This is a genomic window from Streptomyces sp. Q2 (assembly GCF_056820935.1).
Window position 1 is genome coordinate 1 of record NZ_JBXEJE010000085.1, and the last position, 18,431, is coordinate 18,431.

Genomic DNA, 18,431 nt, shown 5'->3' on the forward strand with positions numbered 1-18,431 from the left:
AACGACGTCACCCAGCTTCTGCCACTTCTCGATGCGATTCCGCCGGTCCGTGGCCGGGTCGGTCGTCCTCGCCGTAAGCAGGAGGGGCGCAAGCCCGAACCGACAGCCTCCGTGATCGACACCCAGAGCGTGAAGACCTCCACCAATGTGCCCCTGAACAGCCAGGGAACCGATGCAGCGAAGAAGATCGTCGGCCGGAAGCGGGGCATCATCACCGACACGCTCGGCCTGCTCCTCGCCGTAACCGTTACCGCCGCAAGCCTGTCGGAAAACGCCGTAGGAATACAATCCTCGACCAAGCCAAGAAGACCTAACCGACCATCTCCAAGAGCTGGGTCGACACCGGCTTCAAGAACGCCGTCGTCGAGCACGGGGCGAAGCTTGGAATCGACGTCGAGGTCGTCAACAGAAACCCGGAAATCCATGGCTCTCATGTCGTCAAAAGGCGCTGGGTAGTGGAACGGAGTATCGGATGGATCATGATGCACCGCCGCCTCGCCCGCGACTACGAGACCCTGCCCGCCAGCTCCGAAGCCATGATCCATATCGCCCTCGATCGACAACCTCGCCAAGTGCATAACGGACGAGACCGCACCCACCTGGCGAGGAACCTGCTAGGAAATAAACGACATTTCGCCTGCATCAAACGCCCTCTCAGAACTGGGGCTTAGACGGTGTCCTATGTGGTGAGGCGGACGTACCGCTTGTAGCAGCAGATGGCTGCGGCGAGGCCGAGAAAGGCCAGATAGTTGCGGGGATTGCGTTCATAGCGAGGGCTGAGTCTGCGGTATCCGGACAGCCAGGAGATGGTCCGCTCGATCACCCACCTACGGCGGCCCAATCGTTCGCTGGACTCGACGCCTTTGCGGGCGATGCGCACTCCGATGCGCTTGCCTCGTAACCATTTTCGCAGGTGGGGAATGTCGTAGGCCTTGTCGGCATGCAGGCGTTGGGGCTTGAAGTAGCGTCCGCGGTGAGGGTCGTGTCTCGTTTGGTGACCCTCGACCATGGGCTTCAGGCCTTCGCTGTCGTGGACGTTGGCGGCGGAGACGCCGACGTCCAGGGGCAGTCCGTTCGCGTCCGGCAGGATGTGCATCCTGGAACCCGGCGTGTCCCTGTCCACGGGGTTCGGACCTGTGTGTTCGCCCCCTTTTTAGCGCGTACGTGTGCGGAGTCGAGGACGACGCGGGAGACGTCGATGAGGCCGGCGTCGTCGAGTTGGTGCAGGACCGCTTCGTGGAGCCGGCCCCAGACGCCGGCCCTGGACCAGATCATGAACCGGCGGTGGGCCGTCGACTTCGATATGCCGAAGCACGGCGGCAAAGCCCGCCAGGCGCAGCCGCTGACCAGCACGTAGATGATCGCCGCGAACAACGTCTCATCAGGCGTGTTCTGGGTCCCGCCACCCTGCGGCCGCACCCGGTCCTCCGGAATCAACGGCCTGGCGAGCTCCCACAAGCCGTCCGGAACAATCCAACTCCATGTACCCCGCCCCATGAACAGACCAACGAGCGATCACCACATAGGACACCGTCTCAAGAACCAGGCACTTAAAACTCGCGCGCTTCCGACCGCGCGATGTCCAAGGTCCGTAACGGCGAGCGTGCCCGCGGTGGAGTCGAGCGGCGCCCGGTCGCCCTCGGCGCTCGCCCCCGTGACGAGGGCGAACCCGGCCGGGGGTGGCTGGAGGAGGCCCTGCAGGCCGTCGGCGCGCGGGTCGTATCCCGTGGGGGCAACCACCGCTACGCCGCCTACATCGGGCCGCGCACCGGGCGTTGGCTCACCGCCACTCCCTACCCGTACCCGAAGGCCGACCAAGGGGGTGCGGCCGCGTGAACGCCGCATCCCGTACCGGCGGCGAGGATGTCTAAATGGTCATCGACTGGGGCCTGGGCGTCGTCGACCGCGTACTTGGTGAAGGTGCTGGAGGACCGTCCGCCTACGGAGTCGATCTAGCTGCGGAGATGTGTCGTCTCCAGAGTCGCTCGGGCTGCCTTCAGCGCCGGGTGGGTCTGTTGCGCGACGCGGTGGAAGGTTTCCTGGGCGGGGCGGGCCGGCCAGGCCGGGGGAAGGTGGCGGGCCGGGAGTCTCGGGTCCGTGCGGATGGTCCGGAGCCAGTCGCTCACCAGGCGGAGGCGGGTGCCGATCGGGTCGTGGTCGGTGCCGTTTCCCAGGTGGGCGCTCCAGCGCTTGTCGAAGGTGACATAGCGGGCGGCGATGGACTCCAGGTCCCAGGTGTCGCGGATCATTTGCTCGATGTCGGTCACCTCGGCGGCCTGGGCGTGGAAGATCTTGACGTGGGCCGTGAGACCGAGGTCGGTGACCACCGCGGAGACGTCCACGTGACCGGGGGCGATCCACAGGCCGCTGTACAGCGCGCCGAATCCGGACCAGGTGAGCCGTGAGCGCAGGTCGTGGCGCTGGCGTTTCCAGGAGTCGGGCAGGGAGAAGCCGAGCAGGGTCCAGGAGCCGTCCCAGTCGTCGTAGACGGCGCCCTGCTTCCAGATGCGGGTGCGGCCGTCGATCAGGACGCGGCTGGCCTGCGGGGTCAGGCCGAAGAACATCTTGCGGCCCTCGCGCTGACGCTGGAGCAGGCCTCGGTTGACCATGCGGGTGAGGGTGGAGCGTACGGCCTGTTCGCCCACGCCCACGCGGCCCAGGACGTCGATGATGCTGCCCGAGTAGACGCCCAGGTCTCCCTCCTCTAGAACGTGGTTCCCGAAGAAGGTGAGCATGAGCGACTGCGGGCGCGGCTGCGGGCCCTCCGCGGTGTCCAGGATGTCGTCGTCCTCCACGGGAGCAAGGGTACGACCGCCCGCCGACCGTGCGGCAGGCGGTCGTACGAGGTCACCGGCGGTCGGCGGGGTGGGCAAGGTCGTAGGGGCGGAGGTAGGGGGTGGGACGGTACGTGATGTAACGGGTGGGGGTGGTGGGGTCGGCCGCGGTGGCGCGGGCGTTGAGCGACGCCGGGTCGGTGCCCTGCCAGCTGCCGGTGGTCAGGCGGTCCTCCAGGGTGTGGAGGGCGGCCAGTTGTTCGGCAGGGCTGAAGGTGCAGTGGCCGGCGTTGTCGACGTAGGCCTGGCGGAGGAGGGGGGCGGAGCCGGCGGCCGTCACCGCTCGGCGCAGGGCGCTTTCCGTCTGGACGGGGACCAGGGGGTCGCCGATGGTGTGGATGGAGAGCTGGGGCTTGGCCAGCTTGCCGGTGAAGCTGCTGGTGGTGCTCATCCAGGCGACGGCGGCCGGGTCCGCGGTGACGCGCGGGGCCCGGTTGAGGGCGGCGAGGTCCTTGGTCAGGGAGAGGCCCGCCTTCTTGTACAGCGCGGTGACCTCCTTGCGGACGGAGGACTTCCCGAGCAGCCGTGCGTAGTCGATGCCGGTGTTCCAGGACATGTTGCCGCCCGCGCGGGTCTCGGCCTCCTGACGCCGGTTGAAGGCGGCGATCTTCAGCAGGCCCTTGACGGCGTCGTACTGGTTGGCCTGCTGGGCGTCCCAGTCGTTCGCGGCGGGGCGGGTCTGGGTGGGCGCGTTCCAGACCGGGATGTTGTGCAGGGCCGCGGCGAGGGCGATACGGGCCCTGCCCTCGGCCGTCGACTGGGCGGAGTCGACCGTGGCGGTCAGGGTGTTCGCCGCGGCGGTGGCGGCCTCCTGGCTAGGGAGGTCCACCAGGGGAACGTCGGAGCCCAGGAGCGTCTTGAGGGCGAACACCGGGTCGAGGGTGTTGTTCCAGTTGGCGACGCCGCCGTGGACCAGGCCGCACATGGAGAGCGAGCCGTCGATCTCGTCCGGGTGGCGTTCGGCTATCGCCGTCGTGACCAGGCCGCCGTACGACCGTCCCCAGGCGAGGGTGCGGGAGGCCTGGCCGAAGCGGGTGGTGAAGGCCTTCAGGGCGGCCATCTGGTCGGGGACGGCGTCGGTGACCGCCCAGCCGGTGGTGGCGTAGGAGGAGCCGACGAGGGCGTAGCCGCCCTGGAGAAGGAGCGCCTTGGTGGTGTCGTCGGGGGCGTCCTGGGCGGGGTTGGCGGGGCCGGCGTTGTAGCCGTGGCTGAAGAGCAGGACGGTGCCGTTCCAGGTGGCGGGGACGTCCATCATGTACGTGGCGCCGGAGGGGAGTCGGCCGTCCACGTGGGTGGGGCCCGCGTCGGCCGCCGTGGCCGCGGGTGCGGTGGTGAGGGTGAGCAGCAGGGCTGCCGTGCAGGCGATGCGGGTGCCGTGCCTCATGCGGTGATCTCCTCCGTGTGGGGGGTGGTGGGGAGTTCGGGGGTGGGTTCCTCGGCGAGTGAGGTACGGCTCGTCTCGCGGACGAACCACACCGTCAGCGCGGTGATCAGCGAGCCGCCGCACAGCAGGAGGGCGACGGGGGTGCCGTTGCCGCTGCTCGCGACCAGGCTGCCGGCGATCAACGGGGAGAAGCCGGCGCCCACGAGGGTCGCGCCCTGGTAGCCGAGGGAGGCGCCGGTGTAGCGGACCCGGGTGCCGAACATCTCGCTGAACAGGGCGCCCAGCGGGCCGTACATCAGTGACTGGGAGATGCCGTGGCCGATGACGACGGCCAGGATCAGGGCTCCCGACGACCTGGAGTCGACCAGCGCGAGGACGGGGAAGGCGGTGGCCGCGGACAGGATCGCGCCGGCGAGGACGACCGGGCGGCGGCCGATCCGGTCGGAGAGCGCGGACGCGCAGGGCAGGACCACCAGGGCGACCGCGGCCGAGACGGTGAGCGCGGTGAGCACCTGCGGGCGGGGATACCCGATGCCGGTGGCGTACGCGATCAGATAACTGGTCAGCAGGGACTGGGCGGTGAAGGCGCCGATGCCGACGCAGCAGGCCAGCAGCACGGGCTTCGGGCGGCGCAGGACGTCGAGGATGGGGAGCCTCGACTCGGCGCGGTCCTTCTTCACCTCGGCGAACAGCGGACTCTCGACCACCTTGAGGCGGACGAACAGGCCGACGCCGAGCAGCAGCACGCTCAGCAGAAACGGCACGCGCCAGCCCCAGGCCGCGAACTGGTCCTTGGGGAGGGTGGAGACCAGGGCGACCACGGAGGCGGAGATCAGGGAGCCGAGCGGGGCTCCCATCTGGGTGAAGCTCGACCACAGGCCGCGGCGGCGATCGCCCGCGTGCTCCACGACCATCAGGGTCGCGCCGCCCCACTCACCGCCGATGGCGATGCCCTGCACCACGCGCAGGGTGATCAGCAGGACCGGGGCCCAGACACCGGCGGTGTCGTACGTGGGCAGCACGCCGATGAGGAAGCTGGCACCGCCCATCAGGCCCATCGTGAGCAGCAGCATGTTCTTGCGGCCGAGGCGGTCGCCGAAGTGGCCGAAGACGATGCCGCCGATCGGGCGGGCCACGTAGCCGGCGGCGAAGGTGCCGAACGCGGCGATCGTGCCCACGGCGGGGTCGGCGCCGGGGAAGAACAGTTCGCCGAACACGAGTGCGGCGACGGTGCCGTAGACGAGGAAGTCGTAGAACTCGACGGCGGTGCCGAGCATGCCGGAGAGGGCGACTCGGCGGAGTTGGAGGGTGCGTTCTGACGCGGTGGGGGCCGGGGGCATCGCGCTCTCCCTTGAGCGGGGGAAGGACACCGTGAAATTAGGCTGTCCAGTGACTACCGTCAAGAAAGTGCACAACATTAGCGGGAACATGCGGGGAGAATGTGACGCGCGTCACTGGAACTCGCTGATCCCCACAGGCAGTGCGTGCGTGACTACAGATATGCGAACCCGGATACGCGCCAGGGATCCGGACGCCTTCGCGGAGCTCTACGACGAGTGCGCTCGCTCGGTGTACAACCACGCCTTTTGCCGGCGCGGGTGTCGTGGAGATCGCCGACCACGCGGAGGAGATCGCCGGGCGGCTGGACGACCGGCACCGGATCGCCGCCACGCTGACCGCGCTGGGCTCGCAGACAAGCCGTTGTGCTTCGATCAGGTGGTCGTCTTGATCGAACAAGGTCCTGGACCGGGTGAGTTGGCGGCCGTACGCGCATGGAGAGAGGGCCTCCTGATAGCTCGCGGTTGTCGAAGCCAGAGCAAGCAGGAGGCCCTGTGTCGCCGTTGTACGTGGTCACGCCCGCGGAGTCCAGTTCGTCCACCCCTGGGTGTGACTGCCTCGCCCACAGGCTCGGGAACGCGGCTGACCATCCGGACCGCCAGCCCCGCTACGGCTCGGACATGAGCGATGCGGAGTGGGCGGTAGTTCGACAGGAGTTTCCGACGCCGGCGTGGATGGACAGCCGGGGCGGCCGGAGGGTTACTGCCACCGCCAGATGGCCGACGCGGTCCGCTAACTCGTCGACAACGGCATCAAGTGGCGCTCCATGCCCGCGGACTTCCCGCCCTGCGAGCACGTCTACGCGTACTTCCGCGGCTGGCGCGACCATGGCCTGGTGAGTGAGCTGAACGACCGGCTCCGCGGCCGGGTCCGCCGGGCGGAAGGCCGCGCCGTCGAGCCGACCGCGGCCATCGTGGACTCGCAGTCGGTGAAGGCGGACGCCATCGTGAAGAACGCTTCACGCGGCTACGACGGCGGCAAGAAGACATCCGATGCGGAAGAACTGTCAAGCGGCAAGGGACAGGTGGGGTTCGGGTGTGGTCGGGAAGGCCACGGCTTGGGACGCCCGCCTGCGCGAGAGGATGAACTGGGATGAATCCCAACCCATGGAAGACTTCCTGGCGGACCGGGCCGCCTCGGTGAAGGACCGGGACTTCGTTCCTGCTTGCGGTGACTCCTCCCGCGATGCCGCAGAGCGATTTCGCACCTGCCTGGTCGACCTGACCAAAGAGCCGGGCCTGTCGCCCTGGTGACGCACGGCGGGGTCACCGTGGACCTACTTCGTACCTTGATCGGTGACGATGCGGTGCCGGTCGAGTTGATGCAGCACGGCGTCCCCTCCTGCGCGATCACCACGCTGGATGACCTGTCCGTCGTGGACATCGCTTCGGTTGCGCACCTGGAGTGACCAAGTTGCCCATGCCGCCTGGCGATTCGCCGACGGAACGACGCACGGTCTGCTGCCGCACGGATCAGGCGGCCTGAGTTCCTGCTTCTTCTACCTCGATGCCACAGGTCAGCACCACGAGAATGCGCATCGGCGCGGGCTCTTCACGTTGGGCCGCTGCAGCCGTTAAGGCCCGCAGGGATAGAACGGAACACGTCCCCGCAGCGTCTGAGGTACATGAAAATGTCGCGTCAAGCCGCTGTCCTGCTCCTGAGCTCCGGGCTGTTGCTCTCCGGCTGCTCGTCCTCGTCCGACAACCCGGACGACGAGGGGTACACCGGCCCCACCCTGCCCGCCCGCACCGTCGCGAAGGACAAGTGGCAGGAAGGGCCGGCCGAGCCCAAGCAGCACAAGCCGTATCCTTATGACATCTATACGCATTGCGGGATCAAGTGGGTAAAGTTTGGCGGCCATTGGTGGGTTCTGGACTCCGTGTTCCCCGGGGTCGAGCAGGTCAAGGGGGAGCCGTCCTCGCAGGACAGCCAGAGGCTCGCCGGCTACATGACTCTGATCGGCCCGGACACTGCCAGCTTCGACGCCGTCGGGATGCCCACAATGCAATTCGTACCGACCGACGAGGAACCGCCGGGCTGCGCCTAGTCCGGTCGCTGCCGGCTAGTCAGCTGGACCGGGTTTCTGGGATGTTCCTGCGCAAGACGTGGGTGACTGGACATCCCCAGGCAGCTCCTGGCGTCTCGGGTTCGATCAGCGTCGACCCGCACGCTTGGAAAAGCGCACGTCGGCCGAGCACCTTGGCGCCGTCTTGAGGAAACAGAGCGAGGAACGTGCGGCCGGCTTCCTGAGCCCGCTGGGCAACTTCGGTCAGCAGCGCCCGTCCGAGACCGCCGCGCCGCTCAGAGCCAGCGATCGCGATGTTGTAGATCCACGCCTGCTCTCCGAGATGACCAGCCCGTCCCTGTTCCCGCCCGAAGCCGCAGTAAAGGTCGTACTCCACCACTCCCACGACCCGACCGTTGCTGTCGACCACGAGGACGTCTATGCCATCGGCGCTGAAGAAGTCCCCCTCGGGTCCAAGGTCCTCCGATATGGGTGACGTCAGGGCGCGCGAAGCGGCCGACACGCTACGATCCGCGGTGACGGCATCTGGCCATACTCGCTCCCGTCCCCGACTTCGTGCCCGCGACGATCGCCGTGTGCGCAGACGGCCACCTCGCCGCGGATGCCGGGAGACGGGCCTTGGCGGCGCGGGGGAAGGGCCGGGACGGGCTTCAGTGGGGAAAGGGCCCGGTCGGGACGGATGCGCCTGAGGGTGCGCGGTGCGGCCAGTGGCACGGGGTGGGTGGCCGGGATCGCACGCTGCATACTGCCGTCCCTTGACCAGTCCTTGAGGTACGGACAAGTTGGGTCGCAGTCACCGAAAAGAGCTGCGGATCTTTCGCTGCTCAGTTATGTCAGGAGCATGACAATCCATGGGGGACAGATGAGACCAAGACGCCATGCGGCGGTGCTCGCCGCGCTGGCCCTGGTAGTGATCGGTTACGGGGTCCCGGCCCATGCCGCCGAACCCTCCGCCGATCAGGGAGAACTGGTCAGCGTGGTACGCACACTGACCGGCAGTCAATACCTCGACGGCGACGGGAAGCCGAAGGCATCCGTCCGTGCGGACGCGGCGGATAAGAACAAGAAGGTGCCCGCGGAATCGATCAGGAACGCCGCCCCTGATCGTGAACCGGTTGTCACGAGCGAGGCGCAGGCCCGGTCCCTCGCCCTGGACGCGGGCGCCGAATACGGCACGCCCAGCAAGGACCTCGCCACCGGCAAGGTGTCCACCCTCCAGGAGGACGACATCACGCTGGAGGAGTGCCGGTCCAACACGGACAAGTCCGGCCGGGCCGAGGGCTGGATCAAGAACCACTTCTCCTACTGCCAGATCGGTGTCCTTGTGGCGGAGCAGTACCGCTGCTGGAGCATTTTCTGCGTCCCCGTGGGCGCCTTCAGCGCCCGGGTGACACACATGGGCTACGCCTACCAGGGCCTAAGGGACGTGGACTGGAAGGTCTACTTCGACGAGATCGACGTCTGGGGCGTCAGTGAGGCCGGACTGCTGACGGTCGAGGCCGAATGCGCCGGATCGACGTCAGACGCCTGTGTGTCCGGAGGCTTCGACCGGGTCGTCAAGACGGTTCCGCAGTGGCAGGCGAACGGGGAGGCGACCCTGCTCTTCACCTCGTACGCCGACCCGCCGGACGCGTCCAGGGGCGAGCAGGTCAAGACGGGCACGTTCCAGTTCGAGTACGACTTCCGGACAACCGCGGGCAACAAGGAGGCGGACGGCCCGTCGACCAGCGTCCGTTTCGACTCCGCTTGGTACCTGCCGCAGAAGCAGGGCTCGATCTTCGACCGCGTCACGCCGTGGCTGAGCTACAGCACCAAGGACCCCGAGGTGAACGAGAGCGCCTGGCACATCCGCGACGCGCAGGACCACCCGGAGTCCACGTATCCCCGCATCGACGGCAAGCACATCCCCGGAGCCTCGGCCTCGGATCCGCTCAGGCGGCTTTACCACGACACCCAGCGCCGCACCTGGAACCGCGAGCGGTTCGCCGTGCCCGTGTGCCAAGCACAGTGGCCCGGCTATCCGGAACTGAGCCAGGACTGCGACGAGTACCCCTTCTCCGCGACGTACGAAGGGGCGGCACGCCATCTGTACCAGGATGTGCCCTACGGTCAGTTCTCCGTACGACCCGTCCTGTTCAGCGACAACCAGGAGGCGGGCAACCGCCTTGGAACCTGGTACGGACGTGACCGCATCCTCGACGGCGACGCGTTCTACGTGAAGATCGTCGACTGAGCCGGTCGGCAGGCCGCAAGTACCGGTCCGAAGCCGTGGAAGCCCGCTGGGCTCCCACGGCTTCGGCGGTCACACGCCGGCCGCGGCCCCTTCGTCGGACGACGGCCAGAACTGCACCACATACCGCTCCGTGCCGTCCGGGACGGGCTGCGCCCGCCAGTTCAGTTCCAGGGCGGTGTCGCGTCCACGGGCCCAGGTCTGCACCTCATACGCTCCCGGGCCGCCGACCTCGAACACCACCCGGCCCGGCCCCATCGTCAGCGTCCAGAGTTGCACCCGCCCCGACGGCAGGACCAGGGCCACTCGTTCGTCGTCCTCCCAGGAGCCCTCCGGCACGCCGGGGACGCTGTCCCATGCCTCCAGGCCTACGGCGGCCCGGTGGTCGGGGGCACCGGTGGTGAAGTCGATCCGGCCGTACTGGGCGTGGACGGAAACGTCAGCGGGGCGCGGTCCCGCCGGCCACGGATGGGGGCAGGCCGCCGCGTCCTCGTCCATCAGCCCGAACACCCGCCGCTCGACCAGGATCAGTTCCTCGTGGGCCCTCAGCCGTCCCATCACACAGCCTCCCGAATCCGCCGACACCCGGCCGCCTCGTGCGCACCCTAGTGCCCTGTACGGGCGGGCTGCATGTGTGGTACCGGTCCACGGGCAACCGCCGTTGGAAGTCCTCCGCCGGTTTCAGTCCCGGCCGCGCTCTCGCCTGGCAGGCCGACATCCGCGGCTCCAACCCCACCGTACTGCCCACCAAGGCCGTCGAAAACGACCACAGGGGCAACGCCTCCAAGACCGTTTCAACGAGGGGCTTCGACACCAACTGATGTGCAGCCTGGTGCTGATCTTGATCAGCGTGGATGATCAGCGGGCGAGTTCGCGAGGTGCGGGCGAGCTCAGGCGACGGGGGAGGGGCTCATGGAATGGGTCGTTGGAAGTGGCATGGTCCTGGGCTTGCTGGCGGTCGCCCTGGGCGTGGCGTCGATGCGCACCGGTTGGACACTGCCCTGGGTTCGCCGTCGTGTCACCCGCCCTCGGGTCTACGGGCTCGCCGGTCTGCTGGTGGGCGCGCTCTGCGTGATCCAGGGGTTGTTCTACTTCCACGTCGTGCCAAGCCAGTCCCGGGAGTTCCGCTTCTTCGGCACCAGCGCCCTCATGTTCTCCGTTCCCATCCTCCTGGGAGTCAGCCAGATGCGGCCGTCGCGGCGTAGGGCATCTGAGCGGCCCGGACGGGCTGATGTTTCGCGTCCGAGCTGACACCTCGTGAAGCCGCCCATGTCAGCGGCCGCCTGGGAGCCGGTGTGCGCTGCGCGGGCTGGCTGTCGGCCGGAGATTCAGGCCGGGACGGCCTGCTCATGGCGGGCGGTCCCAAGCCGGGCGCGGACGGTGGCGGCGAGCCACCCCACCGTCGAGGCGGCCCGGCGGTGCACGAGGATCCGCAGATGCTGCGCTTTGGTCCTGTGGCCGTGCTGCACGCCGTCCTGGACACGGCAGTTGACTCCTACACCGAGGCCGCCGTCCAGGTCCGCGCCGATCTGACCGCGCTGGAGCGGCGCGTGTTCTCCCCGGTCCGTGACGATCTGACCGAAGGGATCTACTCCCTCAAGCGCGAGGTCGTCGAGTTCCGCGACGCCGTACAGCCCCTGGTTCCCGTGGTGCAGGACTTCGCCGGCCCCCGCGCCGAATGGCCCGAGGACGCTCTTCCGTACTTCCGCGACGTCGCCGATCACCTGCACCGCACCGACACCGAGGTGCGCTCACTGGACGAGCTGCTGAACTCCGCCCTGGACGCCCACCTCGCACGGGTCGGGACCTGGCAGAACGACGACATGCGCCGCATCTCCTCCTGGGCCGCCATCCTGGCCGCTCCGACCCTCGTTGCGGGGATCTACGGCATGAACTTCGCCCACATGCCGGAGCTGAGCTGGACGTACGGATACCCGCTCGCCATCACCGTGATGACGGCCGCTGGCCTGCTGCACCGGTCCTTTCGCCGCAACGGCTGTCTGTGAGACAGCCGCTGCGGCACACGAGGCGGCGGCGCCCTCAGTCCTGGACGAGCTGATCGGCCAGGCGGCGGGCCTGGGCCAGCAGCGTGCCATGCGTCGCCAGCGCACCGGGATCATCCTGTACGGCGGCGGGCAGCCGTCGCTGGAGTTCGTCGAGCGTGCCGCGAAGCCCCGCAACGGCCTCACGCAGCGCCTCCGCTGCGCAGTCGCCGGTACCGCTTTCGGCAAACCGGGACTGGCCGTAGAGGCCGACGGCGCGCGCGGTGTGCCGCAAGAAGTCCGCATAGGGGCCGGTGATCTGCGCGCCGGGCCGGGCCAGCTCCCCGTGCTGGTCCGCGGTCTCCAGCACGGTGCGGGTCACGCCCGCGGTGTGCACGGCCACGTACTCCAGCACGGCCAGCGCGTCGTCGTACACCTTGCCGGGCGCAGACACGGCACGCCCGCCACGCCCACGCGGATTGATGCGCATACTTTCCCTACTCCAGCCGACCGCCGAGCGCGCCTGGTCGACCAGGCGCCCCAGACGCAGAGCACGCTCGTGCCACTCCCCAGCCTCGTGACCATCCCACTCGCCGTCCGCCACCCCGTCGGCCACCGCGTCCAGGATCTCCTGCGCCTCACAAGCCGCGTCCTCCAGAGCGGCACGGGTATCACGCAAGTACACCGGAGGCCGGATCAGGACGTTGACCGCGACGCCCACCAGCGCCCCGAAAACCGCCTCCGCGATCCGGGCACCCGAGGAAACGACAGAGACCTGACCGCCGGTCAGCACGAACAGTGCCCCGGTCGCGGCATAGATGCCCTGACTTCCCAGCCGCTGCCACTGCGCCAGCAGCAGTACCGCCGGCAGAACCAAGGCCATCGTGGCCATCGTGCTGCCCAATACCAGCGCGACGGCAGTCGCCACCACCGTTCCCACCGCGATAGCGGCTAGCTGCTGCAGACCGTGCGCCATCGACCGGTACACCGTCGACTCCACCAGCACGACCGCCATCCACGGGGCGACGAACGCCATCGGAGCCTTCAGCCACCAGCCCGCCACCCCCCAAGCCACGCAGGCCGCCAGCGCCGCCTTGCCGGCCTGCACCACCAGATCCCGCTCACGGCCCGGCCCCGCCCACGCCCGCCGCACGGCCTGCACGGCAGCCCCACTGTGACGCCGAACCGCCCCTGTCGCCCTCCCAGTCCACTCCATACACCCCAGGTGCCCAGCGACAACCGATGCACCAGGCCACCGCGGCGACAGCACCCTGAGCAGGGGGACGCCACCGACGCACTGACAGACGCGGACTCACATCCCGCGGCGCGCCGCATCCCCAGCGGCCCGCCAACTGAGTATTCGGTTCGGCCGCTCCATCGGCGAGCGATCCCTCACCACCGTGACCATCAGACGAAAGGCCACAATCCACTGGAGCCCTGACCCAAGGCCCGCGCCGCCGCCTGACGCGCCCGCGTGCCGGGGCAGGTTCAAGGTGCCGGCGCCGCCTGGGGAGGACGGGCGGCATCAAGGACCTCAGACAGAGGGAGGGCCAGGGCGGCGGCGAGTTCGGCCAGCTCCGCCTGCGTGGGATGGACGGGGCCGTGGGCGCCGTCCTGGGCGAAGACGCGGATGCGGGGGGTGCGGATACCGGTCCGCGCGGCGAGTGCCTGCGCGTTCAGGTGACGGCGGCGCATGCCCTGCTGCAGCAACTGCGAAAGATCAGCCATCCGCTTCTCCTGCCCGCCCCTGACCCTTTCATCCACTTTAGGGCCTTGGCGGCACACCGTATGGTCGCTCTCTGCCTCGGCTCGCCGGCATGCTCCGCTCTCCCCGCGAGTCCGGCGAGCGTGCCGCCGGCCGCCGACCGTCCACCACCTGGCGATGGCCTGTGAGGGTTTCTTAGCCCAGCGGTGACGTTGACGATGGGATACCGGGGCACATGAACTCGGCACGGTCCATGTGGGTGTCCGGCAGGAGGAGCCAGTGGCTGGTCATGAGGTCTATGCCGCCAGCGCATTGTCGGTGGTGGCCGCGATATGAAACGGCGGTGTGCCGTTGGTCCCGACGGGCCGAAGACCGACGGTAGTTGCCGCCAAGTGCAGCCGGTCGTGGCCACGAAGATGATCGCTGCCAACGTTTCGCGGTCGCCGTGGCGGCGCCGCCCACCGCCCTGCCGCCGTGTCGGCGCCGTCGGCACAACCCGTTCGAGCAACCAGCCACGGCCAGCACCATGACCAGGACGGCGCCCGTAGCCGTGACCCTGTTCATGGTGGCGTCTTCTTTCGCTCCGCACTCCGGTCCCTGCGGACCTGCGCCGTCGGCCGACGGGCCCGCCTCGCCTCGACGCTACTGGCCCAGCGGTTGCCGCGCATTTCGGACTCAACCCGGATCAGTTCCATCCCCCGGGCTATCCCCCTGAAGACCGCGGTCGGTGGAACGACTTTGGCCGGGAGCTCTCGGTCGTTCCACCACGCCCGCCCCAGGTTCGGCCACGTGGCGGCGTCATTGAGAACCCGGCCTCGTCCTCGAAGAGGATGTACGCCCCCAGCGCCGCCGCAGTCATCCCGCCTGCGGCCACACGTCCTTCTTCCACAGGCTCACTGCCCCCTCGTCGCGCTCCAGCGCCCGGCGGGCGGGACACTGCCACGACCAGCCATGACGGTGCATCAGCCGCCACACCGCCGCCGCCGAGCAGTCCAGCCGGAACCTCCGGGCGATCAACTCCCTGATCCGGGCCAGAGTCCACCGCTGGTCCTTCCAGCGCGGCAGGCCCCAGCGCGAGCTCCTGCTCCAGGGCGGCAAACTGCCCGTCGGACAGCTTGGGCAGCTTCGGCGGCCCCGTCGAGGCGAGCGCGGTCATACCGCCCTCCCACCAGGCGCGACGCCAGCGTTCCACCGACCGCTCACTCACCCGCAGATCCTTTGCGATCACCGCGGTTCTCTCACCGCAATCGAATCGCTCGCCTGCCTCGTACCGGATCCGTTCACGAGACCGCCGCCGCTCCGCGGTCAGGCCGCCACCCTGCGCATAGCGCATACCACCGGCCTACCGCAGGGATCACCACACGTCACCCCGACACCAATCCGAAGAGCTCAGTAGGTCATGAGCATTGCTCCCCGCCCCGCCTCCCAGTTGTGACTGAGCGCCTCAGTTGGCCATTGAGTGCCGTAGTTGGCCACTGAGGCACTCAGCTTGCTGCTTCACCTTCGGGCCGGGGAATCGTGGTGTATTCCCCAAGCAAGTGAAGCCGTGTCTACGGTCATGCACGCGGAGCGGCCCAGGAGTTGAGGGGTAGAGGGCCGCGGTCGATGACGGTGCGGATGCAGAAGGTGCTGCGGGCGTCGCGAACGGGACCGATGGCCAGGATCTGGTCTGTGAGCACCATTTCGAAGGTGCGCAGGTCCGGCACGGCGAGTTCGACGAAGAAGTCGGCGTCGCCGGAGACCACATGGCAGGCGACCACGTGCTCGATCGCCTTCAGTGCTCTTCGACCACCTGGGAGGTGGTGCGGGAGTGCTCGACCTTGAGGGAGAGGAACACCGTCAGGCCGAGGCCGAGGCGCTCGCGGTCCAGATCGGCCCGGTAGCCGGCCAGGGCTCCGTCCTCCTCTAGTGCTCTGGTGCGGCGTAGGCAGGACGAGGGTGACAGGCGTACGGCCTCGGCGAGGTCGACGTTGGGGGTGCGTCCGTGGCGCTGGAGGTGGTCCAGGATTCCCCGGTCGATGCGGTCGTACATGGGGTGTGGCATGAAATGCAGCGTATCGGCTGTATCGGCGAATAATCCTGCGCTGTGGCGCCATACGGGCACTCACTACGCCATCGCGTGCCGCGCTCGACGGTGCATTCTGGTCACGCGCCGCGGCCGCCTCCGTACTCCCTCTCACCGCCATCGGACTGCCTCATGCACACCTTCCCCCTGGAACCCGACCGCGCCACGATGACTGAAACGGGCCGTCTCGTACTGGACCGTGTCGTCGATCGCACTGATGCGTCCTGGCGCGCCATGCCGCGGTTGATGAGTCCGGCCTGGAGGCCGTTGACGGCCAGGGCCGGTACGAGTCCCAGCTTGACGCGGGTCAGCGTGGATCCGAGGTCCGGGTGAAGCATCACGCCGCTGTCGACCAGACCGGCGAGGCCGGTCCAGATCGGGATGTGGAGGCGGGCTGTGCTGTTCAAGGCCTCACGCCACGTGCACGGCGCTCACGCACGAGAGCGCGTAGTAGTCGCGACAAGGACGGCCCCGAAGCCGAGGACCAATGAGGCCAGGTGGACGAAGAGCGCCGCGGTGTGCAATGCCGCGTCCACGCGCAGGTGCAGGGATATCCAGGCGCAGGCCGACAGGGCCAGGCCGGCGGCGACTGCGGCGGTGCCGATTGTCCACCATGCGTCGTAGAGACCGAGCGGGCGCGTGGGGACCGGCTGGAGGGACGTAGACGACTTGTGGGCATGGCGCACACAGACGACTCCTTGGACAACCACAGCAATAATGGCAAGGCTTACCTAATGTCAATGTTGGGTCAAGTCCATGATGTAAGTGCACTTACCTCAATAGCAATTGATGGGCCATCAGGTAATACCTGCTGTGTCCAGTGAGCAGAGAAAAGCATGACTGCCAATTCACCGGCGCTATCGACCTCGACAAGAGCCCGCTGCTCGACGCCGCCCCGCTGCGCCAGTACGAGTGGGCTTCGCTCGGCCGATACCGTGGAGGCGTTGATCGTTATGGCGGGTACAGGGGAGGGGTGGCGGTGGCGCTCACGGACCCGACCGGGTGGGGAGACCTGTTCACGCGCGATGGCGCCCGGTAGATGCCGGATAGGTCGGGGCCCCACCCCTCGCGACGGGTTGATCAGTCCTGCGCCACGTTCGCCGCGGACACATTCTCGATCACGCGGCCGAGTTTGGTCTTGGCCCGGGTCAGGTCCTGGATGCGTGCGGCGATGCGGTCGCGTTCGATGATGAGCTGGTCGAGCATGGCGGGGGTCGCGACGCCGGTGCTCACGCACGGCAGGAGTTCGACGACGGTACGGCTGGAGAGGCCGGCCGCGAAGAGGTCCTGGATGAGTTGGACCCGCTCCAGGGCTTCGTCGGGATAGTCACGCTGCCCACCGGGCGTCCGCGTCGATTCCAGGAGCCGCTGTTCCTCGTAGTAGCGCAGGGCCCGCACGCTGACCCCTGACCGCCTGGCGAGCTGTCCGATGCGCATGACGCAGGTCACTCCCTTTCCGCTCGTACCTCACGTTGACGTCAGGTTTAGGCTAGCAATACCGGCTCCGGGGGCAGCCCTGGGGGCTGATCGAACCGTTGCCGGCGCCGAGATTGATCATGACCCGGTGGCGGACCCGAGGGCGTTCACGCCGTTCGCGTACGCACGGCAGTCCTCGCGTCGTGCCGGGATCGCCGAGCCCGCCCGAGGGCACATGGGTGTCGACCGTGACGGGCGGCGTGATCCCTCGTAGTGGCGCAGGCCCCGACGATCACCCCCGCCCGCTCGGCAACCTCACCCATCCGCGCCTGCCCTCCCCCGGCCGGGCGGCAGTTGCGGCTTGCACCTCACGTCAACGTCAGGTTCTAGAGTGACGAGCGTCGGATGAACACGTCATTCCGGCCCGTCAAAGTAAGGCAGACCATTATGCGCGCAGCCCGGTTCCACGAATACGGCGGAGCGGAGAGCCTGGTGATCGAGCAGGCCCCCGATCCCCACCCCGGACCCGGTGAGATTCGTGTCCGCGTCGCGGCGGCCAGCGTTAATCCCATCGACTGGAAGCTGCGCTCCGGCGCCCTGCACCAGATCTTCCCTCTGGATCTGCCCGACATTCCCGGGCGCGACGGCGCCGGTGTGGTCGACGAGATCGGCGACGGGGTGCAGGGGGTGAGCATCGGCGATCGGGTCTTCGGGCTGGGCGGCGTCACCGGCGCGACCGCGGAGCTACTCATCCTTTCGGCCTGGGCGCACACCCCCGCCACGTGGAACGACGAGCAGGCCGCGGGCGCCGGTCTCGCGTCCGTGACCGCGATGCGTGGGCTCGACGCGCTCGGCCCCCTCGCGGGGCGCACCCTCCTCGTCGAGGGCGCCGCCGGAGGCGTGGGCAGCGCGGCGGTCGAGATCGCCGTGGCGCAAGGTGTCGGCACCGTGATCGGGACAGCCAGCGAACGCAACCACGAGTTCCTCACCTCTCTCGGCGCCGTTCCCACCACCTACGGCCCCGGCCTCGCACAGCGCCTCGCCACCCTCGCTCCGCACGGCGTCGACATCGTGCTCGACACCGCGGCCTCCGGCTCCCTGGACGACCTCGTCGCGATCGCGGGCGACCCGAAGCGCGTCGCGACGGTCGCCGACCACGCGGGCGGGCACCGCCTGGGCACGCATGTGGCCCACGCGGTGAACGACTCCACTCTCCTGTCCGCGGCGGCGGAACTGGGCGGGCAAGGCCGCTACACACCCCGTATCGAACAGGCCTACCCCCTGGAGCGGATCGCCGACGCCCACGCGCACGCCGAGCGCGGACGCACCCGAGGAAAGATCGTGATCTGCATCTGAACAGGCCGATCTGTATGTCAACTTGACCCGGCCCTGAAGGGCCGGGCTTGGAGGTAGTGCCCGGCTGGCTGCTGGGGTGGACTCCTCCGTCCAGA

Annotated in this window: 21 protein-coding genes and 4 pseudogenes; 11 read left to right on the top strand and 14 right to left on the bottom strand. The window is 68.5% G+C overall.

All coding sequences use genetic code 11. The annotated features are described in order from the left end of the window. Positions 1–618, top strand: a pseudogene (locus ACWBNA_RS46775) (transposase); the annotation flags it as partial. Positions 619–679: 61 nt separating this feature from the next. On the opposite strand, the gene ACWBNA_RS46780 reads toward ACWBNA_RS46775, so the two are convergent. Then, a protein-coding gene (locus ACWBNA_RS46780) for an IS5 family transposase (RefSeq protein ID WP_482710709.1) occupies positions 680–1,497 on the bottom strand; the annotation gives its coding sequence in 2 pieces (ribosomal slippage) (positions 680–1,155 and positions 1,155–1,497; 819 coding nt in all). Between the two features lie 81 nt (positions 1,498–1,578). Between ACWBNA_RS46780 and ACWBNA_RS46785 the strand changes: the two genes are divergently transcribed. Next, positions 1,579–1,836, top strand: coding sequence for a hypothetical protein (locus ACWBNA_RS46785; RefSeq protein WP_482710710.1), 258 nt, complete (start codon positions 1,579–1,581; stop codon positions 1,834–1,836). Positions 1,837–1,952: 116 nt separating this feature from the next. On the opposite strand, the gene ACWBNA_RS46790 is transcribed toward ACWBNA_RS46785, so the two are convergent. From ACWBNA_RS46790 to ACWBNA_RS46800, 3 genes are read right to left on the bottom strand one after another with little or no spacing between them, the layout of a single operon-like run. Continuing rightward, complete coding sequence (locus ACWBNA_RS46790; protein WP_482710711.1) at positions 1,953–2,795, bottom strand: PaaX family transcriptional regulator; 843 nt, start codon at positions 2,793–2,795, stop codon at positions 1,953–1,955. 52 nt (positions 2,796–2,847) lie between these two features. Continuing rightward, positions 2,848–4,218 carry an alpha/beta hydrolase family protein gene (locus ACWBNA_RS46795; RefSeq protein WP_482710712.1) on the bottom strand — a complete coding sequence of 457 codons (1,371 nt, stop codon included), beginning with the start codon at positions 4,216–4,218 and terminating at the stop codon, positions 2,848–2,850. Then, complete coding sequence (locus tag ACWBNA_RS46800; protein WP_482710713.1) at positions 4,215–5,558, bottom strand: MFS transporter; 1,344 nt, start codon at positions 5,556–5,558, stop codon at positions 4,215–4,217. The genes ACWBNA_RS46795 and ACWBNA_RS46800 overlap by 4 nt, the downstream gene beginning before the upstream one ends. Before the next feature lie 160 nt (positions 5,559–5,718). On the opposite strand from ACWBNA_RS46800, the pseudogene ACWBNA_RS46805 reads away from it, so the two are divergent. From ACWBNA_RS46805 to ACWBNA_RS46820, 4 genes and pseudogenes are all read left to right on the top strand, one after another. Then, positions 5,719–5,908, top strand: a pseudogene (locus ACWBNA_RS46805) (RNA polymerase subunit sigma); the annotation flags it as partial. Positions 5,909–6,322: 414 nt separating this feature from the next. Continuing rightward, entirely contained in the window at positions 6,323–6,652 is a 330-nt protein-coding gene (locus tag ACWBNA_RS46810) for a hypothetical protein (RefSeq protein WP_482710714.1), read from the top strand. A 10-nt stretch (positions 6,653–6,662) separates the two neighbouring features. After that, a complete protein-coding gene (locus tag ACWBNA_RS46815) occupies positions 6,663–6,809 on the top strand; it encodes a hypothetical protein (protein ID WP_482710715.1) in 147 nt (48 codons plus the stop codon). A 377-nt stretch (positions 6,810–7,186) separates the two neighbouring features. After that, positions 7,187–7,603 carry a hypothetical protein gene (locus ACWBNA_RS46820; RefSeq protein WP_482710716.1) on the top strand — a complete coding sequence of 139 codons (417 nt, stop codon included), beginning with the start codon at positions 7,187–7,189 and terminating at the stop codon, positions 7,601–7,603. 19 nt (positions 7,604–7,622) lie between these two features. On the opposite strand, the gene ACWBNA_RS46825 is transcribed toward ACWBNA_RS46820, so the two are convergent. Then, the gene (locus ACWBNA_RS46825) at positions 7,623–8,084 is read right to left on the bottom strand and encodes a GNAT family N-acetyltransferase (RefSeq protein ID WP_482710717.1); all 462 of its coding nucleotides are present in this window, start codon (positions 8,082–8,084) and stop codon (positions 7,623–7,625) included. Between the two features lie 360 nt (positions 8,085–8,444). On the opposite strand from ACWBNA_RS46825, the gene ACWBNA_RS46830 reads away from it, so the two are divergent. Then, positions 8,445–9,815, top strand: a complete 1,371-nt coding sequence (locus ACWBNA_RS46830) for a NucA/NucB deoxyribonuclease domain-containing protein (RefSeq protein ID WP_482710718.1) — start codon at positions 8,445–8,447, stop codon at positions 9,813–9,815. A gap of 69 nt (positions 9,816–9,884) precedes the next feature. Here the strand turns inward: ACWBNA_RS46830 and ACWBNA_RS46835 are convergent, their stop codons facing one another. Further along, entirely contained in the window at positions 9,885–10,370 is a 486-nt protein-coding gene (locus tag ACWBNA_RS46835; protein WP_482710719.1) for a hypothetical protein, read from the bottom strand. 38 nt (positions 10,371–10,408) lie between these two features. Between ACWBNA_RS46835 and ACWBNA_RS46840 the strand changes: the two genes are divergently transcribed. From ACWBNA_RS46840 to ACWBNA_RS46850, 3 genes are all read left to right on the top strand, one after another. After that, a complete protein-coding gene (locus ACWBNA_RS46840) occupies positions 10,409–10,633 on the top strand; it encodes a hypothetical protein (RefSeq protein ID WP_482710720.1) in 225 nt (74 codons plus the stop codon). A gap of 91 nt (positions 10,634–10,724) precedes the next feature. Next, the gene (locus tag ACWBNA_RS46845; protein ID WP_482710721.1) at positions 10,725–11,063 is read left to right on the top strand and encodes a hypothetical protein; all 339 of its coding nucleotides are present in this window, start codon (positions 10,725–10,727) and stop codon (positions 11,061–11,063) included. Positions 11,064–11,248: 185 nt separating this feature from the next. After that, a complete protein-coding gene (locus ACWBNA_RS46850; RefSeq protein ID WP_482710722.1) occupies positions 11,249–11,818 on the top strand; it encodes a magnesium and cobalt transport protein CorA in 570 nt (189 codons plus the stop codon). A 34-nt stretch (positions 11,819–11,852) separates the two neighbouring features. On the opposite strand, the gene ACWBNA_RS46855 is transcribed toward ACWBNA_RS46850, so the two are convergent. The 8 genes and pseudogenes from ACWBNA_RS46855 to ACWBNA_RS46890 form a co-directional block, all read right to left on the bottom strand. Beyond that, on the bottom strand, positions 11,853–13,010 hold the full coding sequence (locus ACWBNA_RS46855; RefSeq protein WP_482710723.1) for an FUSC family protein: 1,158 nt from the start codon (positions 13,008–13,010) through the stop codon (positions 11,853–11,855). A 272-nt stretch (positions 13,011–13,282) separates the two neighbouring features. Beyond that, complete coding sequence (locus ACWBNA_RS46860) at positions 13,283–13,522, bottom strand: XRE family transcriptional regulator (RefSeq protein WP_482710724.1); 240 nt, start codon at positions 13,520–13,522, stop codon at positions 13,283–13,285. A gap of 311 nt (positions 13,523–13,833) precedes the next feature. Further along, a pseudogene (locus tag ACWBNA_RS46865) lies at positions 13,834–14,007 on the bottom strand (transposase); the annotation flags it as partial. Positions 14,008–14,256: 249 nt separating this feature from the next. Then, positions 14,257–14,832: pseudogene (locus ACWBNA_RS46870) on the bottom strand (winged helix-turn-helix domain-containing protein); the annotation flags it as partial. A gap of 223 nt (positions 14,833–15,055) precedes the next feature. Next, positions 15,056–15,259 carry an Lrp/AsnC ligand binding domain-containing protein gene (locus tag ACWBNA_RS46875; RefSeq protein ID WP_482710725.1) on the bottom strand — a complete coding sequence of 68 codons (204 nt, stop codon included), beginning with the start codon at positions 15,257–15,259 and terminating at the stop codon, positions 15,056–15,058. A gap of 14 nt (positions 15,260–15,273) precedes the next feature. Continuing rightward, positions 15,274–15,543: an Lrp/AsnC family transcriptional regulator gene (locus tag ACWBNA_RS46880; RefSeq protein ID WP_482710726.1), complete on the bottom strand. Its 270-nt coding sequence runs from the start codon at positions 15,541–15,543 to the stop codon at positions 15,274–15,276. Positions 15,544–15,995: 452 nt separating this feature from the next. Further along, the gene (locus ACWBNA_RS46885; protein ID WP_482710728.1) at positions 15,996–16,250 is read right to left on the bottom strand and encodes a hypothetical protein; all 255 of its coding nucleotides are present in this window, start codon (positions 16,248–16,250) and stop codon (positions 15,996–15,998) included. A gap of 394 nt (positions 16,251–16,644) precedes the next feature. Then, positions 16,645–17,001: a MerR family transcriptional regulator gene (locus tag ACWBNA_RS46890; RefSeq protein ID WP_482710729.1), complete on the bottom strand. Its 357-nt coding sequence runs from the start codon at positions 16,999–17,001 to the stop codon at positions 16,645–16,647. Positions 17,002–17,427: 426 nt separating this feature from the next. Here ACWBNA_RS46890 and ACWBNA_RS46895 point away from each other — a divergent pair, with 426 nt between their 5' ends. Then, positions 17,428–18,336 carry an NADP-dependent oxidoreductase gene (locus ACWBNA_RS46895; protein ID WP_482710730.1) on the top strand — a complete coding sequence of 303 codons (909 nt, stop codon included), beginning with the start codon at positions 17,428–17,430 and terminating at the stop codon, positions 18,334–18,336. Positions 18,337–18,431: the final 95 nt, after the last annotated feature.

Excerpts from the sequence above, each read along its gene's own strand:
- ACWBNA_RS46880 (WP_482710726.1), bottom strand. The coding sequence starts at position 15,543 with ATGCCACACCCCATGTACGACCGCATCGACCGGGGAATCCTGGACCAC.
- ACWBNA_RS46890 (WP_482710729.1), bottom strand. The coding sequence starts at position 17,001 with ATGCGCATCGGACAGCTCGCCAGGCGGTCAGGGGTCAGCGTGCGGGCC.
- ACWBNA_RS46815 (WP_482710715.1), top strand. The coding sequence starts at position 6,663 with ATGGAAGACTTCCTGGCGGACCGGGCCGCCTCGGTGAAGGACCGGGAC.
- ACWBNA_RS46860 (WP_482710724.1), bottom strand. The coding sequence starts at position 13,522 with ATGGCTGATCTTTCGCAGTTGCTGCAGCAGGGCATGCGCCGCCGTCAC.
- ACWBNA_RS46785 (WP_482710710.1), top strand. The coding sequence starts at position 1,579 with ATGTCCAAGGTCCGTAACGGCGAGCGTGCCCGCGGTGGAGTCGAGCGG.
- ACWBNA_RS46845 (WP_482710721.1), top strand. The coding sequence starts at position 10,725 with ATGGAATGGGTCGTTGGAAGTGGCATGGTCCTGGGCTTGCTGGCGGTC.
- ACWBNA_RS46850 (WP_482710722.1), top strand. The coding sequence starts at position 11,249 with ATGCTGCGCTTTGGTCCTGTGGCCGTGCTGCACGCCGTCCTGGACACG.
- ACWBNA_RS46795 (WP_482710712.1), bottom strand. The coding sequence starts at position 4,218 with ATGAGGCACGGCACCCGCATCGCCTGCACGGCAGCCCTGCTGCTCACC.
- ACWBNA_RS46800 (WP_482710713.1), bottom strand. The coding sequence starts at position 5,558 with ATGCCCCCGGCCCCCACCGCGTCAGAACGCACCCTCCAACTCCGCCGA.
- ACWBNA_RS46810 (WP_482710714.1), top strand. The coding sequence starts at position 6,323 with ATGCCCGCGGACTTCCCGCCCTGCGAGCACGTCTACGCGTACTTCCGC.
- ACWBNA_RS46895 (WP_482710730.1), top strand. The coding sequence starts at position 17,428 with ATGCGCGCAGCCCGGTTCCACGAATACGGCGGAGCGGAGAGCCTGGTG.
- ACWBNA_RS46835 (WP_482710719.1), bottom strand. The coding sequence starts at position 10,370 with ATGGGACGGCTGAGGGCCCACGAGGAACTGATCCTGGTCGAGCGGCGG.
- ACWBNA_RS46830 (WP_482710718.1), top strand. The coding sequence starts at position 8,445 with ATGAGACCAAGACGCCATGCGGCGGTGCTCGCCGCGCTGGCCCTGGTA.
- ACWBNA_RS46855 (WP_482710723.1), bottom strand. The coding sequence starts at position 13,010 with ATGGAGTGGACTGGGAGGGCGACAGGGGCGGTTCGGCGTCACAGTGGG.
- ACWBNA_RS46820 (WP_482710716.1), top strand. The coding sequence starts at position 7,187 with ATGTCGCGTCAAGCCGCTGTCCTGCTCCTGAGCTCCGGGCTGTTGCTC.